The sequence below is a fragment of the Corynebacterium sp. MSK218 genome (genome assembly GCF_030232655.1).
Lineage (GTDB): Bacteria > Actinomycetota > Actinomycetes > Mycobacteriales > Mycobacteriaceae > Corynebacterium.
Genome location: NZ_JASPGN010000002.1, coordinates 130,320 through 147,254, shown reverse-complemented (window position 1 = coordinate 147,254; position 16,935 = coordinate 130,320). Strand labels below are relative to the sequence as shown.

General features: G+C 56.9%; 12 protein-coding genes. All 12 read right to left on the bottom strand.

Annotated elements, in window-relative coordinates:
* Positions 1–2 precede the first annotated feature (2 nt).
* Positions 3–908: a cutinase family protein gene (locus QP922_RS02325; protein WP_284807671.1), complete on the bottom strand. Its 906-nt coding sequence runs from the start codon at positions 906–908 to the stop codon at positions 3–5.
* Positions 909–1,098: 190 nt separating this feature from the next.
* Positions 1,099–2,367, bottom strand: coding sequence for a glutamate-5-semialdehyde dehydrogenase (locus QP922_RS02320; RefSeq protein ID WP_284807670.1), 1,269 nt, complete (start codon positions 2,365–2,367; stop codon positions 1,099–1,101).
* A 33-nt stretch (positions 2,368–2,400) separates the two neighbouring features.
* A complete protein-coding gene (locus tag QP922_RS02315) occupies positions 2,401–2,559 on the bottom strand; it encodes a hypothetical protein (protein ID WP_156126963.1) in 159 nt (52 codons plus the stop codon).
* A gap of 48 nt (positions 2,560–2,607) precedes the next feature.
* A complete protein-coding gene (locus QP922_RS02310; protein WP_284807669.1) occupies positions 2,608–3,114 on the bottom strand; it encodes a DUF1707 SHOCT-like domain-containing protein in 507 nt (168 codons plus the stop codon).
* Positions 3,114–4,019 carry a D-isomer specific 2-hydroxyacid dehydrogenase family protein gene (locus QP922_RS02305; protein WP_284807667.1) on the bottom strand — a complete coding sequence of 302 codons (906 nt, stop codon included), beginning with the start codon at positions 4,017–4,019 and terminating at the stop codon, positions 3,114–3,116. The genes QP922_RS02310 and QP922_RS02305 overlap by 1 nt, the downstream gene beginning before the upstream one ends.
* A gap of 12 nt (positions 4,020–4,031) precedes the next feature.
* Positions 4,032–4,961 carry a D-isomer specific 2-hydroxyacid dehydrogenase family protein gene (locus QP922_RS02300; protein WP_284807666.1) on the bottom strand — a complete coding sequence of 310 codons (930 nt, stop codon included), beginning with the start codon at positions 4,959–4,961 and terminating at the stop codon, positions 4,032–4,034.
* On the bottom strand, positions 4,961–6,121 hold the full coding sequence (proB, locus tag QP922_RS02295) for a glutamate 5-kinase (RefSeq protein WP_284807842.1): 1,161 nt from the start codon (positions 6,119–6,121) through the stop codon (positions 4,961–4,963). The genes QP922_RS02300 and proB overlap by 1 nt, the downstream gene beginning before the upstream one ends.
* 91 nt (positions 6,122–6,212) lie before the next feature.
* Positions 6,213–7,739, bottom strand: coding sequence for a GTPase ObgE (gene obgE, locus QP922_RS02290; RefSeq protein ID WP_284807665.1), 1,527 nt, complete (start codon positions 7,737–7,739; stop codon positions 6,213–6,215).
* Positions 7,740–7,806: 67 nt separating this feature from the next.
* The gene (locus tag QP922_RS02285) at positions 7,807–8,643 is read right to left on the bottom strand and encodes a class C sortase (protein ID WP_239187688.1); all 837 of its coding nucleotides are present in this window, start codon (positions 8,641–8,643) and stop codon (positions 7,807–7,809) included.
* Positions 8,624–14,689, bottom strand: coding sequence for a DUF5979 domain-containing protein (locus tag QP922_RS02280; protein ID WP_284807663.1), 6,066 nt, complete (start codon positions 14,687–14,689; stop codon positions 8,624–8,626). The genes QP922_RS02285 and QP922_RS02280 overlap by 20 nt, the downstream gene beginning before the upstream one ends.
* Entirely contained in the window at positions 14,686–16,059 is a 1,374-nt protein-coding gene (locus QP922_RS02275; protein ID WP_284807662.1) for an isopeptide-forming domain-containing fimbrial protein, read from the bottom strand. The genes QP922_RS02280 and QP922_RS02275 overlap by 4 nt, the downstream gene beginning before the upstream one ends.
* Before the next feature lie 32 nt (positions 16,060–16,091).
* The gene (locus QP922_RS02270; RefSeq protein ID WP_284807661.1) at positions 16,092–16,928 is read right to left on the bottom strand and encodes a class C sortase; all 837 of its coding nucleotides are present in this window, start codon (positions 16,926–16,928) and stop codon (positions 16,092–16,094) included.
* Between the last annotated feature and the right edge of the window lie 7 nt (positions 16,929–16,935).

The following is a 16,935-nucleotide window of genomic DNA, read 5'->3' as shown; positions in this document are numbered from 1 at the left end:
ATCTAGCGGAACCGAGCGCCATCGACCATTCGGCCAATGGAATCGTAGACTTGGCCATCCCACTGGTGAGGAGTGAAAAAGTACTGGCCATGGGAACCGCCGGTGGGTTCCGCGGCGTAAAGGGTGCCCACGGAGAGGTCGCACACGGCGTCGAGCGGCAGGCAGTAATCAACGCGGTTGCCAGTAGCGCGCGGGTAGGGCATGAAGCCCATCGGGCCACCGGCGCCCTGGGTATTGCCCACCACGGAGGGGTCGTTCTTGCGGGTCAGCGGGTTGCCGAAGGTAACCACGCCGGCGAGCTGGCCGCGGTTGGCCAGTTCTTTCTCGTGGCTAGCGATGACCATCGCGCCCTGGGAGTAGCCGGACAAGATGTACTGCGGGTGGCAGCCGGTAGCGCCCTCGTAGTCGTTGATGGCGCTCATGACACCACGCTTGCCGGTCTGCACGGAGTGTGAGAACTGATCCAAGGCCGATACCGCAGTGTTCATGACTGGCTTTGCGTACTGCAGAACCACGCCGAGCGCCTGCGCCGCGGTGGTAGGCAGGCCCACGTTCGGCACTGTGTACTCCGGGTACGTCGCTGGGTAGTACTTGGGTTCCAGACCGAGGACGTAGACGTCCTTCATCATCGAGTTGCCACCGTGGGTGGCCTGGTAGTGCGATTCGGCGTTGCGCAGCATGGCGCGGATGGATTCGCCTTCCCACCCATTGGAGGCACGGCCTCCCTGGTTGGAATACTGCGTCGGGTAGATCTGGCTGTTTTGACCGGAGCCACGAGCGGCCACGAAGACCACTGCGGGGCAGTGCTCATCGGCGTGGGCGGCGGGCGCGGTTACGGCCTGGGGAATGACAAGGGCAGACACTGCCATGACGGCGGCGGCCACGGAGGAAGCAATGCGGGACAGCATAAGAGGAAGGCACCAATCAGTTCTTTGTTATTACCGCGCTATAGATTACTCAGGACTTCACCACCGTGCAGCACGAACCCCCACGCAAGGCAGACAATCTACTCGAAAAGTTTTCGAGTAGATTGTTTTGCGCAGGTCAGACTCGAAAAAATCCTTTCGAGTAGTTTTCGAGTAGCTTTTCTAGCTGTCCTTAGGGGCGGGTCTGGCCGGTGCCCTGAAGGATCCACTTGGTGGAGGTCAGCTCCGGCAGCGCCATGGGGCCGCGCGCATGCAACTTTTGGGTAGAGATGCCGATTTCGGCGCCCATGCCGTAGACTTCGCCATCGGTAAACGCAGTGGAGGCGTTGAGCATAACGGCGGCTGCATCGACCTCGTTGGCAAAGGTCAAAAGAACGTCGGCGTCTTGGGCGGCAATGGCCTCGGTGTGGCCGGTGGTGTACTTAGAAATGTGCGCGATGGCACCATCAACACCGTCGACCACCTTGGCGCAGATATCCATGGAGAGGAATTCCTCGCGCCATTCTTCCTCGGTGGCCTCCACGGCGTCCTTCACACCGAAGGCCTCAAGTTCCTTGACATCGCCGTGGATGGTGACCCCTGCTTCCTGGAGGGAGGTGATGATGCGGAGCTTCGAGGCGTCGGAAAGCGCGGCGTCAATAAGCACGCCCTCCGTGGCATTGCAGACGGACGTGCGGCGGGTCTTGCCGTTGACCACCATGTCGATGGCCTTGTCCAGGTCAGCCGAAGCGTCGACGTAAAAGTGGCAATTACCGGTACCCGTCTCAATGGCAGGGACGGTGGCGTTTTCCACCACGGCGTTGATGAGACGCGCGCCGCCACGCGGGATGACCAGGTCCACTAGGCCACGAGCGGTGATGAGGTCCTGCACGGAATCGTGGGTCTCACAGGGCAAAAGCTGCACGCCCTCGCGCGGAAGATCGAACTCGGCCAGGGTGTCCTGGAGAAGTTCGACAAGCTTGGCGTTGGAATTCTTCGCGGACTTGGAACCGCGCAGCAGCGGCACGTTGCCGGACTTGAGCGCGAGGCCAAAGGCATCCACGGTGACGTTCGGACGGGCCTCATAGACCATGCCCATCACGCCGAGTGGGACGCGAACCTGCTTCATCTGGATGCCGTTATCCATGGTGCGACCCTGCAGGATCTCCCCTACCGGGTCCTGGAGGGAGGCTACCTGGCGCAAGCCGCCGGCAATGCCCTCGATGCGGGCAGCATCAAGCGAAAGGCGGTCAATGAGAGACTCGGACATGCCGTTGGCACGACCAGCCTCAATATCAAGCTGGTTGGCAGCAAGGATGTCCTCAGTGTGCGCGATGAGGTTCTCTGCGGCACGATTGAGGATCTCATTCTTGCGCGGAGTGGGCAGCTGCGCGAACTGCGGCGCTACCGCCTTGGCGGCGCGTGCTTTGGACAGAACTTCTTCACGTTCGGTGTTGCTCATGCCTTACCAGCGTACGGAAGAAGCACGGGTCCGTCAGGGTTTTCTTGTGAAATAGACCAAGCACGCCACCAGCGCAAAGACAGGGAAGACGAGCCACGCCAGCTCCCAGTGCACGAGGAAGTGGAGTAGGAGGAATGCGAGGACCGCGAGGATGCTGGCGATGAGGAAGATATTACCGTTTCTTTTATTCATAAAACGGAATATACAACGATTCTTTACTATGTGCAGCGCACGAGGGGTTTAATACCCAATTTCGCGGCGGCGCTCGGCCGCAGCACGCAGGCGCTCAGCGCGCTTTTTCTTTTCTCCTTCGGAAAGCTCATCGAAGAGCTCTTCATCCGACTCGCTAAAGTTCAACACGCCGCGCGCAGCCCAGGAAGCGAAGAACGCAATGACGGGCGAGATCCAGAAATAGCTCCAGTCAAAGACGAAGAGGCCTAGGAATAGCGCAATCATCGCTACCGACCAGATGACGGAATCCGCTATCTGGACCTTGCGGCCGCGGGAGAGCATCTCCTGCAGCTCCGCCTCGTGGCGGCTAGCGGGTGCGGTGGCGCTTGGTGTGGAAAGCTCCGGCAGGTCTGCGAAAATCTTGGCCACTTCCCCAAGGGTGCGCGCCGCGGCAGCCTCACCGGTACGTTGCTCAAATTCATCGGGGCCCAACGCACCGTTGACGAAGTGCTGGCTCAACTTCTCTAGGGCCTCGGAACGCTCCGCATCACCAACGCGGATGTCTGGGTTCTCCATTAATAACCTGCCTTCGGGTCAACCAAAGTTGGCAGCGGCTCCCGCGCTGCGAAAGCCTTGGCCACCTTGACGGTGTGCGCACCAATCTTCTCCCGCACGGAGCGCTGCGTATTAGCAATGTGAGGGGTGATGACCACGCGCTTGTCCTGCCACAGCGGGTGATCCTCCGGCAACGGTTCAGGGTCGGTGACGTCGAGCGCCGCACCGGCAATCTCCCCTGCCTCAAGTGCCGCGACGAGGTCCTCGGTCTTAATGAGCGGCCCGCGGCCCACGTTGACCACCACCGCATGCTCCGGCATCTGCTTGAACGCTTCTGCATCCACCATGTGGCGGGTCTCCAGGGTCAGTGGGGCGATGAGGACGAAGTAGTCCGCCTTCGGCCAGACCTTCTCCACCTGGGAAATGGGGTAGGTCTCATCTGCCCCTTCGACCGGGTTACCGGAGCGATTCACCGCGACGATGCGCGGCCCAAAACCGGACAACATGCTGATCAGCCGCTTGCCAATGCCACCGGCACCAATGATCGCCACCGTCTTGTCGTCGTACAGGTAAGAGGTGTGCGCCTCCATTTCGGCATAGGAATCAAACGTGCCGTTGACGCGACGGTGCGCATGCAGCTGTGCCAAGAGCAGCGCGATGGTGGATTCCGCCACCGTGTTGTCATAGACCCCGGCCGCATTTGACCACGGCACGCTGCTGTCCTTCATCGCCTCAAGGACATGGTCCACGCCCGCCGAGGGAATCTGCACGAAGCCTATATTTTCCGGGAGTGGATCAGGGAAATCGGTGCCGTCACCGGTGTAGATGAGGAAGGAGGCCTCATCTAGTGGGACGCGCTCAAACCCTGCGGCGTCGAGCACCGCGATGGTTTCCTCCCACTGCTTCGGTTCAATGGCGTACTTCATGCATGTCCTCCACTAGTATCCGGCGTCCGGGTCGACGCGCGTGGGCATCGGTTCACCGCGCTCCCACGCGGCGGCGTTGGCGTTGAAGATAGCACCCATGTGGTGCTCGGCCACTTGAAAAGATGCGCCCATATGCGGCGTCATCGTGGCATTAGGCAGGTCATAGAGCGGGTGACCCTCCGGCAGCGGCTCCGGGTCCACGACTTCCAGGCCCGCGCCGGCGATGGAACCTTTGCGCAGGGTCTCCACCAGATCATCAGTGACCACGGTGCTGCCGCGCCCGACGTTGACGAACACCGCAGAATCCTTCATGGCGCGGAAAATCTCAGCATCAAAGAAGTGTTCCGTCGCCGCCGTGGCGGGCAGAATATTAATCACAAAGTCCGCCTCGCCCCACACCTGGTCCACCTGCTCGATGGGGATGGTGACATCCGCGCCGTCCACCGCGCGCCCCGAACGGTTCACCGCGGTGATATGCACGTCAAAGGGCTTGAGGTAGGCAATGAGCTGCCGCCCGATTCCCCCAGCGCCCACAATCACCACGCGCTGAGGCCCCTGCTGGTCATAAAGCCAGGCCTGGGATTCATCAAGCTCCTTGGCTACCGACCACGACTTGGCCAACGCAAAGGCCTTGTGGTGGTGAGCTTGCGATAGCAGAAGCCCCAGCGCGGATTCCGCCACCGGTTTGGCAAAAGCCCCGGCCGAGTTGCACCATGGCACCCCATCAGAGCGGATGATTCCGGCTTCAATGAGGTGATTGACTCCCGTAAAACAGTATTGCACCCACTTGATATTCTCCGGCAGGTCCGGCACCGCCGCGGGGTCCGAGGAGGTGTTGACGAAAACCTCGGCCTCGGCGAGGCTTTCCACTCGTTCATGCCCCGCGGCGTCGATGTCCTGCACTGTTGGGGCCCACACATCGGGGCCCATGAAATAACGCATTAAATTCGGGATGCGAAATTAGACAGGTAATCCGCGTGGACAACGGGACGGCGCATATCCTCCGGCAGCTCCTCGGTGTGCTTGCCCAGCAGGTCGCGCAGCGTGGCGGAGTCGTAGCCCACCTCACCACGGCCGATGACCTGGCCCTTCGGGCCCATGATATCCACAATCTCGCCGGCACTGAACTCACCCTTGATGTCCGTGATTCCCACGGCCAGCAGGGAGTTTCCGCCGCGCACCACGGCTTCCATGGCGCCCTCATCCAGGCGCAAGGAGCCGCCAGTATCTGCGCAATACAAAGCCCAGAACTTCCACGCGGAGAGGCGGCGCTCCTCGCGGGTGTGGAAGACGGTGCCTACTGAGGCGTCGTCAAGCGCCTGCCCAATATTGTCCGTCGAAGTCAACAGCACCGGGATGCCGCCGCGGGTGGCCAGACGGGCCGCAGAGACCTTCGTGGCCATGCCGCCGGTGCCGACCTTGCCACCATCACCAGCGACAACTGCCTTGAGGTCCTTACCGGTGCGCACCTCTTCGACGAACTTTGCGTCCGGCTCCGCCGGGTTCTTGTCATAGAGGCCATCCACGTCGGAGAACAGGAAGAGCGCGTCCGCGCCGACAAGGTTGGCCACGAGCGCGGAAAGACGGTCGTTATCGCCGAAGTGCATCTCGGAGGTCGCCACGGTGTCATTTTCATTCACAATGGGCACCGTACGCATCTGACGCAGGCGGTCAATGGTGCGCTGGGCGTTGCGGGCGCGATCGCGCTTGCCGACGTCCGACGCAGTCAGCAGCACCTGCCCAATGGTGCGGTTATAGCGAGCAAAGGACACTCCCCACTCATAGGCAAGGTGGACCTGTCCCACTGCCGCGGCGGCCTGCTTGGTGGCCAGATCAGTGGGGCGCGTGGTCAGGCCGAGCGGGCCCATACCCGCAGCAACAGCACCCGAAGACACGATGATGATGTCGGAGACATGCATACGCGCACAGACGGCGTCGACGATTTTGTCGATCTTCTCCGTGGACGTGACAAAGTCATCACGGGTCAGCGAGGACGAGCCGATTTTGATGACGATGCGCTTGGCTTCAGAAATCTGCTCACGCAATGGTGAGGAAAACCCGCTGGATTTTTCCGACAGAGCGGGCGTTGCCGGATACTCCATGTCCGGGGTTGGCCCCTCGAAAGGTTCGAGAGGGAGAGGATAGTCGAGCTGGTTGTCGTGTTCGGATGACATACCAGCTCAGTATACCGGGCTAGCCCTGCCAGCGATCGCGGTTCGCGGACTCGCGGGTGACCTCCTCATCCACGCCATAATCGAACTCATCCACCAGACCGCGGCGCGCTTGGGAGGCACGCTTACGCTCAGCGGCGGACACACGGTTGGTGCCCATGAGGCGGGCATCCTGGCCGCGGCCAGCATCGGTTGCGCGTCCGCCGGCCATTGGCTCGTACTCGAAAGTGATGTCACCGATGGTCACCGGGCAGCCTTCCACTGCACCCATCTTGTGCAGTTCAGCTTCAACACCTGCCTTGGCTAGGCGGTCCGCGAGGTAGCCAATGGCTTCGTCGTTCTCAAAGTCCGTCTGACGGATCCAGCGGTCAATCTTCTCGCCTTCGACAATGAAACCACCTTCCACCTCGGGGTCCTTGGTGATGGTGAAATCAGCGAAGTGGCCCTTCTTCTTAGCAACAGACTTCGGCTGGATGATGGTGTGTTCCTTATCCACCTTTGCCTTCGGTTGGGACTTGCGGTGCTCGTTAACCATCTCCATGAGCTTGTACTTCAGTGGGTCCAAGCCCTTGCGAGCGACAGCCGAGATGATGAAGACGGGCCAGCCGAATTTCTCCTCGAGGTCGTCCTTGACGAATTCCGCGAGTTCTTCTGCTTCCGGCACATCAGCCTTGTTGAGGATGATGACGCGGGGGCGCTCGCGCAGGTCCCCGAGGCCAGTGTCCTGATCCAGCAGCTCCTGGTATTTGGCCAACTCGGACTCGAGTGCTTCAATATCGGATACGGGGTCGCGCCCTGGTTCAATCGTGGCGGTATCCACCACGTGAGCAAGGACCGCAGTGCGCTCGATGTGGCGCAAAAAGTCCAAGCCGAGCCCCTTGCCTTCGGCTGCGCCCGGGATAAGCCCGGGGACGTCCGCCATGGTGAAGGACTCATGTCCCATGTCCACCACTCCTAGGTTGGGCTGGAGGGTGGTGAAGGGATAATCACCAATCTTCGGCTTAGCCGCTGAGAGGACGGAGATCAGAGACGACTTGCCCGCGGAAGGGAAACCGACGAGGCCGACGTCTGCCATGGACTTCAGCTCCAGCACCAGTTCACGGGCCTGGCCGGGCTCGCCCTGCAACGCAAAACCTGGGGCCTTGCGGGCAGCAGAGGCCAGCGCCGCGTTACCCAGACCGCCGTATCCACCTTCTGCCGCCACGAACCGGGTGCCCGGCACCGTCAAGTCTGCGAGCATCTCGCCGTCCTCGGTGTAGACAACAGTGCCGACCGGCACATCGAGAATGAGGTCCTTGCCGCGCGCACCATTGCGCCAATCACCGGCACCATTGCCGCCGCGTTCTGACTTAATGTGCGGGCGGTAGTGGAAATCCATCAACGTGTGGATCTGAGTGGAGACCTCCAGCAGGATGTCTCCGCCGTGGCCGCCATTGCCGCCATCGGGACCGCCGAGCGGCTTGAACTTTTCGCGGTGGACAGACGCGCAGCCATGCCCGCCGTCGCCTGCCTGCAGGTGCAATACCACTCGGTCAATGAATCGTGCCATGCTCGCTACTCTCCAAACGGGCCTTTGCCAGTTTCCGAATCACTCAGTGCTTAATGTCTAAAGTTAGTCAGTCTACTCGCTGCCTACGCGACTTTCCGCGACGCCGCTCATTCCACCACACGATCACCAACACCGTGGAAATGAGGATGAGCGCTAAAATCATCCACCACGATAGCTTAGGTTGCCACCCTGATTCCTCCTCTACCTGAGTGGGGACTCTTTCTGCATGCACGAGCAGTCGATCCGTATTTATGCCATAAGGCGTGCAGGTAATAAGCGTGAGTTTGTCTTTCCCCGCTTCATACGTGACAGCTTCATAGTCTTCGGGTTTGACCACCTCGCGACCGGTGACTTTGTAAGTGAGTGTTTCCCCCATGACGTCGACAGTCACGGTCTCTCCATCACGCAATCTGGGAAGATTATCAAACATTGACGCGTTAACCATTCCAGTATGCGCAGAAATCACGGCGTTGGTTCCGGGTCCACCAACAGGCAGAGAGGAACCAAACATGTGGCCAGCCCCGCTATACAAAACGTTAGGTGCTGTTGTGTGAAAAACTGGCAGGTCCACGCCAATAGAGGGAATCCTCAAGCGCGCTATTACCCCGCCCGTCTCCGGAGCATTGAGGGTATCTAGGTAGCGCTCGAAGCCAGGTGAATCAGGCGTCGGGGGATAAGCGTGGTGGCCTTGCTGCGCCAGCCAGTCGTTATAGTCATGCGCCGCATGAAGATAGTGTTGGCGTTGTGTTGGTGGGTCAATGTCGCGAACAGACCTGCCATAGGACTCTGCTTGCTGGTACAGGTGATAGTCGTTGTACTGCGTAGCAACTATGGGGTACAGCAGAATGAGGATTCCGGCGACGATGAGCCAGAAAGAACGGCGCTTATTCTTCCGCTTCGTCATCGTCCTCCCTGTTGCGCATGTATATCCACAGCCCCAACCCCAATACTGCGAGGCCAAGCACAAGCATCCACACTAGTGTTTGCATGCCAGTATCCGGCAGCATTGCTGCCAACAAGCCGCTCAAACGTAACGCCCCATACGTATCGGAAGCCGACACCTGGGATACAGGAGCTGCATCGGTCTCTTTTGCATACGCTTCCGCTGTCACCGACACCGTTCCCTTATAGGTGAAAGCAGTGTCGGTGTCCTGGTTAATCAGAACATCGAAAGAGCAGTTCTTCTTATCTCCTGGCGCTAGACGGCCTGCGTCCCCCACATTGCACACCGCCGCGGGGATTAGCCCGTTGTTGTTGATCGTGAATTCTTCACCAGCATCATTACGAACTGTAAAGCCAGCCAATTCGGGTTCCTTAAAAAGGAAGTTACCCACAGCTAAGGCACCCTCGTTCTCGACCTCATAGGTAAAGCGCATGGTTTCTGCTGAGTCAGGAAGAATTGCGGTATCCGCAACAGCACCGCTCAACGCACTAATCGGTGCACCGTCGATCTTCTTCTTGACCTTGAGTCCAGGGAAGGAGTTTTTGGCGGTGAAAGCCCACTTCGCACCATTCGTCGACAGATCAGTTGGGGTGCTTACTGGCAATACATCGAAAGTCCATGTACCACCAGCGAGGCGTCCATCAGTATCATTCGTTGTTCGCGCTGTCGGGTTGCCCAAGCGCTCACCTGAACTTTCAACGGAAACAACAGCGCCGACGTGACCCTCAGCCGTTTGTTCCCGGATCGTGCAATTGCGTTCGACTTCAATTCCCTTCAGTGTGTGGGATTCACCCGATTTAAGATTGAAAGACGCGTCACCGCAGCTAGATGCGAAATTGAAAGTCTTCCCTTCGCCGGCTGCACCGGTCGAAGTTTTGGTGAACGTGACATCGACACGATCACGCAAGTGCATCGCCTCTGCACCCAGAGTCATCACCGGCTCACCCGAGCGTGATTGCAGCTTCGGATCAATGCGGAAGTCAAAGCTGTACTTCTTCATCGCATCCGTTACCTCGTCAGCGGTAAGTGAAGCAAGCTTTTTGGTTGGGTTCTTAGCATCGGGTTGTCCCCCAACCCACTTTCCAAACTCCACGTATGGAGTGCGCTCGGACCTAGTTGATTCCAGTTGCACTCGTGGCTGTAAGGCTGAGGACTTACTCAGATCCAAAGTGCAGTCATATCCCACAGGAAGTTCCACAACACTTCCGCCTGAGGGCTCAGTACTATCAGTCACCGTGTAGGTGGAGTTAGTGTTTGCCGCAGCAATACTAAAGGATTTCTGCGTGCCTGAAGGATCCTTGCAGGCAAGGTCGTACTCGTAATCAGCTCTGTCCGCGCCACCTAAGTAGCCGTCCTGCATTGGGACGATACGTACCGGTACCGTACGGCGTTTATACGTGTTTACGAAATCAAAGGACTCAACCGAGGATTCAGCAGACCCCACACGTTTAGAAATCTCAAGTGCATCAGCACTCCACGTCAATTCCGGTGGGGTTAACGAAGGCTCACCTTCAGTCGCGGTACACCAAGCACCGGATGGAACTTCCACTTCAGTTGCTTTAAATACCCTGTTAGGATCGGCAAACTTTTCACTGTCTCCAGCCGTAAGAGTCGTGGGCAGACCAATATTAGAAGTGGAGTAACCCACGCCTTGGCACTGGTAGCTAAAGCTAAAGTTCACGCCTGGTTTGGCGTTGCGCAAGATCCTCATATCGTCATCCGAAGCGACGATTTTCTTGCTCATCCCGAGCTTTGATTTGACGAAGTCGTAATAGTTGGTCAGCGTCAACACGTTATTTGACGTCCCATCGGCATTATCTGCCTTGATAGGAATCTGCTGCGAGGTGGTAGTCCCTTCCTTAACCTCGGAGTCGATGAAAGGCTCTGCATCATTACGCTGTAGGCGCCACTCCACTTTTTGGGGAATGAGATGAGTTTCAAGCGTGGGCTTGCCCTCACCCTGCGCCTTTTTCAAATCAAGCTGACCAAATTTGTCTCCGGTGATGGAACAATCTGCGCCAACCGGAACATTGACAAACTCGGTATGCCCAGGGCCCGTGATTTGTTTGACCTCTACTGGTGGCAGCTCTCCAGACTCAGCGGCCGATCCCTCGGGGTCCTTGCACACCATGGTGAAGTTGTGCGTGTAATAAACGCTATCTCCCGTGACATCAGGTTTAGCCTTTTCAATGTCGATAGGAGTATTCGCAATCTTGGTGAGATCCACCTTTGCTAGTTGGCGCTTATAGGTGTTGATGAGGCTCACCGGAGTATCACCATTGACGGTGAACTCAAGTGTCTTTTCAGCACGTTGACCGACAGCTTCTACCTCTTGAGTAAAGGTAATTCCTTCCGCAGCAGTAGTGTCGCCTTCGGTCACACGACATGTGGACCCGTCCGGAACATCTCCGAATTCAAGCTTTTGGGTCTGCGGATTGTCGGATTGCGGGGAACTCACCTTACCGTTATGCGAGACCACTACACCGCCGTCTGGCGGGGTACACACAACAGAAACGTCGAACTCACGCCGGTACTTAACGTTCTTTCGCACCTGCGAAATGTAATCCGCAGTTTCCCCATCGAAGACCACATTCTTGGTGATAGTCATCTTCTTGTCCGCGTAGTCATACGTGTGCGCAATATTAACTACAGTCTGCGGGCCAACAGTGAAGACTCCCGAATCAACCCCTTGTCCGGTGTCGAAAGATTTGGCCAACTCATCAGTTTTAAGCGTGGAATTGCGAGTGATCTCATACCCGCCTTCACGCTTGCCATCGTCAGCGTTGATTTCCTTAACTTGGCACGTACTCGACTCCGGGATAGAGGAGCTAGGCACCTGGTGAGAAGTTTCACCTGGCTGCAGAGTAAACCGCGCGTGCTCACCTAAGTCCAACGGAGTACCGTTCGATGCTTGACATTCCAGGGAGTATTCCACAGGCTGAGCAAAGTTCCTGATGCCTGCTGTTCGTTGTTTGATGGTGACACCGTCACCGGCAGCCTTGAAGGTATTGACCAAGTCAACTTTTTCTTCAGGCTTTCCAACTTCGAGGCTGAGGGAGCCTACATTGGAAGACCAATCCAAACCGCGAACGGTATCGGGGTCCTTTTCAGAGAAGCGGCAGGTGTTGCCATAGGGCACGCGCATAGAGCCGCTAGGCCCATCGTTAACGAGCGATGCTTGAGCTGGATCGGCTACGTCGGCAACGAGCCGCTTTGTTTCCCCACCGCCTAAGCGAAGCTTTCCGCGAAGATCAGCATTGGCATACTGTCCTTCTGAAGTTTCAATGTTTCGGACACCACAGTCAAAGGAAACTTCGTAGTCGGCCGGCAACAGATTCGAAATCCCAAGCTCTGCTCGCACCAGCTTTTGAAGGTCAACGGTAGCAAGCCGACTGACGTAGTGATTGGATACGGTCACGGCATTTTGCTTTGAGTCGGTCGTATCTTCAACCTTGAGTACCGGCTTAGATTTGGCTTCCTCATTGGTCAATGAGGTGACCTGGTCAGAGGTATTGGAGGCCGTAATGCGGGTCCTATCCACCACCTGGTTGGGAAACTCCGGTTGTTTGGACTCCCAGATTCGGCACTCAGAGCCGACTCGAGCGCCCTTGATGTACTGAGCGTTCTCACTTCCGCTAGACAGCTGTAGAGTTCCCTCGACCTTGCCTGCGGCATCATTTGGGCTCTCACAGACGTAGGATACTTCATAGGTTCCACCAGCCGGGACCTTGGCTGCTGCAGGTCCAATGAGGTTCTTCTGGACTCTCACATCACGGCGCTGGAAAGAATACCGGGCATCAATCGTCACTGTTGAAACGTTTGTATCTTGACCGGAATCCGGTACTTTCAGCGGGTATGCTTCGGCCTGATTCTTCTCCACCACAGCGCCATCAAACTTCAACGTGCGACCGTCAAAAACAATGGTCTCAGTTTCGGTTCCCGACAAACCGGACAGTGGCTTAAGCAAACAATCACGTTCTAGTGGCACACCCGTAAATTGAGCTGTGCCATCCAGCTGGTTGGCCCCCGCAGACGTCGTTTTCATGGTGACAATCTGGTCATAGTTCGCACTGTCACAGATAAGCTCAAAGCGATAGTCACGTGGGCTTCCGAGCTTGTCCACGGCTTCGCCATGAATATGCTTAGACACGTTGACGGTTCCAGTACGCGCTTCGAAAGCATTGCCTGCAACTGCGCTGCTTACGCCCACAGCGTTGTTGGCGCCCTCAGCGAGTTTAACTGTCGCAGTTGGAATTGCCCCTGTGCCTGTTGTCACGGCGGTTCCGGTCCACGTCAATTTCAACTGAGTTCCTGGACTCGCCTGTGTATTCTTCTCCGACAGGGTACATGTTGCCCCGGCCGGCAAACCAGTGACGGTGTATCCGGCGCCGTCAGCAAGCTCACGCGAATCCGCAAGTTTGATGTCGGGATACGCGGCTTTGAATCCTTGCGGTTCAGTACAGGAGTACCCAATGTCATACGTAAGTAGCTGGATGTCCTTGTAGTTCTTAGCAGTGCCACTAACTGACTTGCGCAGGTTAAGAGACGAAGGCTTAAACTTTGGAGTCCACGTCACTTTGCACGTCACGGGAACGGAGGTCTTGTTCTCCATTACTAACGTTGAAGTGCCGGTCGCAGCGTCCTTTTCCAGGGTCACGCCTTTTCCTGCGGGGACGCTGCCTTCTTTCACCGTGATGTTCTTCGTTGCGTCCGTAGGGTCAGTGCATTGCCATGAGGGCGCGTAACGGTTGAAAGCAAGGTTCTTCTGAGAACCTTGCGCAGCGGAACGAAAGACCATCGAATCGCGTGCTATCGTTCCAACAGCATTGAAAGGATCCATAGTTCGCAAAGCTTGCGTATATGTTCCCTCGCCTTGCCACGGAACTGGAGTCTCTGTACTACCGAGGCGCGTAGCCATCGAAAAATCAAAGGACGTTGCTTGCCCCGTTGCAGCTTTTTCCATCGTGGAATCAACGGGCGCAACGCTTCCTGTCATACGCCCCATGTTGAGTGCTAAGGCGAAGGCTTGGGTCCTGTAACGCGTAAACAAACCAACATCGAGGGACCTCACACCATCACCGCCCAGGATGTAGGTGCCTGCGGGATTCGTATAGGACGTGTTTTCCTTACAATAGACGTCCTTAAAAGTGTTATCGCCACGGTTGTAATAACTTTCCTCACCGGTTCCGAGGATGCTATTGGGGTGTCGATTCGGATCACAGGCAGGATAAAAACCAGGTGGAGTAATGCGACGGTACAGGTGCATGTCTTGGTTCAGCTCCGGCGCATCGAAAGACATATTTTCACCGTACAAACCGGATTCGGTTGCCTCCGCGTCGATCGCAGTGATGCGGAAGTCCTTGACATTTTGGCCGGTAGCTTTGTCTTTAATCCTGATATCGCGGAACTGCACCTTAGCCATTTGGTTGCTTTCCCTCAGACTAGATGGGTTGGTAAAAGTCACCGCTGGGGTGCCGCTGTCACCGGCGAAAGGTTTGAAATACTGGACGCCTTCAATCTCGTTTCCAAAAACTCGGTTATTTACCGGCCCCGATAGGACGTTGAACTGATTAACGTCCGTGGACCAGTTGGTTGAGCCTCCTCCTGCTCTTTCCGAGTATGGAAGGAGGTTTACAGTAAAGCTCATCTCATAACGCCCCATGTCCTTCGTTACACGGGTCGGCGTGGGAGAGAGCACCTGCAGCAAGCCTGCCATGTCAATCCAACACAGCTGTTGGGCGTACTCTGCCACATCACCGGTGCCCCTCCTGAAAGAACACTGGTGGAACATGTTCTCGTTCGAGCCCCAGTTTCTCGAGGTTTGTGCTTGTGCCTGGGCAGTAGTGTGCTTTTCCCATGGGCTATTGGGCATGGCTAGGCCGGCAATCACGATCACGGCCGTCACGATGATTGCACCCAGGCGCTTCATCGCTGTGGTCAATGTGGTCATGTAAACCAGTGCTCCTAAAGATTGTGGGTGTTTCGTTGAACAGCGAAAATCCGTCACGGTCTTTCACCTGTTTCGGGCTCAGAGCCTTCGATGGCATCGTCGTCCTTGTCACGACGCCGCGAGAAAAATACCAAGGCCAGCGCGATAAGCGTGAGACCTGCCAAGACAATTCCAACGACGCTAGCACCAGTGCTGGCCAAGGAGTCAATGACACGGCTCAGTGGACTCGGGTTCGGCGAAGTGGTTGGCTGCGCCTCGCTCGGTGTTGCATGCTGTGGGTTTGAAGGCCGCTCGCTCGGTGTGCCAGTAGTCTCTCCTTCACCCTCGGGCTTTTCCGAAGACCCCTCGGAGCTGCCTGCGGCACCAAGTCCCAGCGCTGCAACGAGAGCGGCAATGGGCCACCACAGCTGCGACTCGCTAGAGCCACTAGGGCGCTCAAGGGCTTCGATCTCTACTTCAACTGTGTTGGACTCTTCCGGTGAAAGGCCAATTGAGCAATTGGGAACGAGGGGTGAACCGCCCCGTGGATCTGCCCCCTCGGTCTTGGGTACGCAGTAGCCGTCTGGGGAGAAAATCGCTGTGTTGTGAACAGGCGAAGCAGTGTCCGCGTTCTCCTTCACGGAAGTCTTGATATCAAAGTGGACCTTGGTTTCTGGATTTCCCTTCCGTGCGCCGGCAAGCTTCGTCAAGCCAGATTTCTTAAGGGAAAAGGTCACCCGATTTCCTGGCTCCCCCACCACATAATCTTCGTTGGCAACAAGGTCCAGGGTGCCGACCGTATTCGCTACGTGCACGTTATTTATGCCCTTAAAACTGAGGCGGTCTTCCAAGGCATCGATCACTACATACTGGTGTAATTCGCCATTGGCATCGCGCGGCGGAACCGACGCGGTGATCTGAAAAACCAGTTCATCCCCCGGCTTTGTCTTATCAACACGTGCTTTCTTCTCAATAACCGTGGGCTGGTTCTTTGCCCGCACCAGAGAGGTGTTCTCCCCGACATAAACCAGAATCGGCGTAGCTACATCGCGGTGCACATTGCCAGTGCGCAGGTTGACCTCTGAGACTTGATAGACACCTGGCTGAAGTCCATAGAAGCTGGCCTTGCCCGCCCCGTCGGTGTCTGCAAAGTGGGCTTCGCCGGTGCGGTAGCCGGGATCGTCGCCAAGCAAGCGGGGATTTTCTAGCGCTAGTTTGCCAAGATCCGTGGTTGCATCAGCCTTCAGGTCAATCAACTGGACAGCCTTAAAACGTGCCTGCGTATCCGCCGGTTCCCCTGCCACACCAGCGCCCAGGGTTTTGGCAATAACTAAATTAGCAGCCTGCTGGGCGTAGGCAGGTGCAATACTCAACAAGCTCACACACACAATCATGAAGGCAGCAAACGCAGACGCAAGGCGTCCGGTGGAATAAGCATGTGACTTCATGAGCATTGGAACTTTCACTTACTATAAATTTCTTAATCCTGCTCGCGATTCTTGCGTCGTCGGGCAAAGAGCCACAGCAGGTAAGCAATGATAAAAACAACAACAGCAATGGCAATGGTCATCCATGACTGCCACGGGGGCTTAAACCCCTGGTCATAATTGGCGGGCACGTCTGTGCGCTCACCATGAACCAACAGGCGGTGGGAATTGATGCCATAGGGCGTGCAGGTGACGAGAGTGAGAAGATCTCGTCCTTCTTCTATCTTGAGGTGCTCTACTTCTTCTGGGAGAACGGTTTCAATCTTTGTGACCTTGTAGGCCAAGACCTCACCCATGACTTCCACGGTGAAAACTTCACCCTTTTTGATGTGGGTTAGGTTGTCGAACATCGTAAGAGTGGCGAGTCCCGTATGCCCCGTGAGCACCGAATGGGTTCCCTCACCTCCCACTGGAAGTGCAGTACCGTACAGGTGGCCTACGCCATGGGCAAGCACGCTTGTCGACGTCCCGTGGTACACCGGCAAATCAATGCCCACACTGGGGACACGAACGCGAGCCATGGGGCCTGCCGCGTGCAGGATTTCTAGGTACTCCCTATAAGCGGCAGAATTGACATCGACACCGTTGATCCACGGGTCCGGGGCACCAACCTCCGGCAGTTGGGCGTTGTATTCCGCGGCTCGTGCAAATTCAGCGGCGCGCTCATCCTCAGACAAACGCGACACTGAACGCGAGTATTCCTCTGCTATCTGGTGCTGCTCAATGTTCTTGTAGTAGGTCACGACGACCGGAGACAAGAACACCAGCAGAGCCAGGATGAGATAAACGATGGAGCGCGGATTACGACGTCGCCTTCTGCGTTGGGTCATGCAGTGC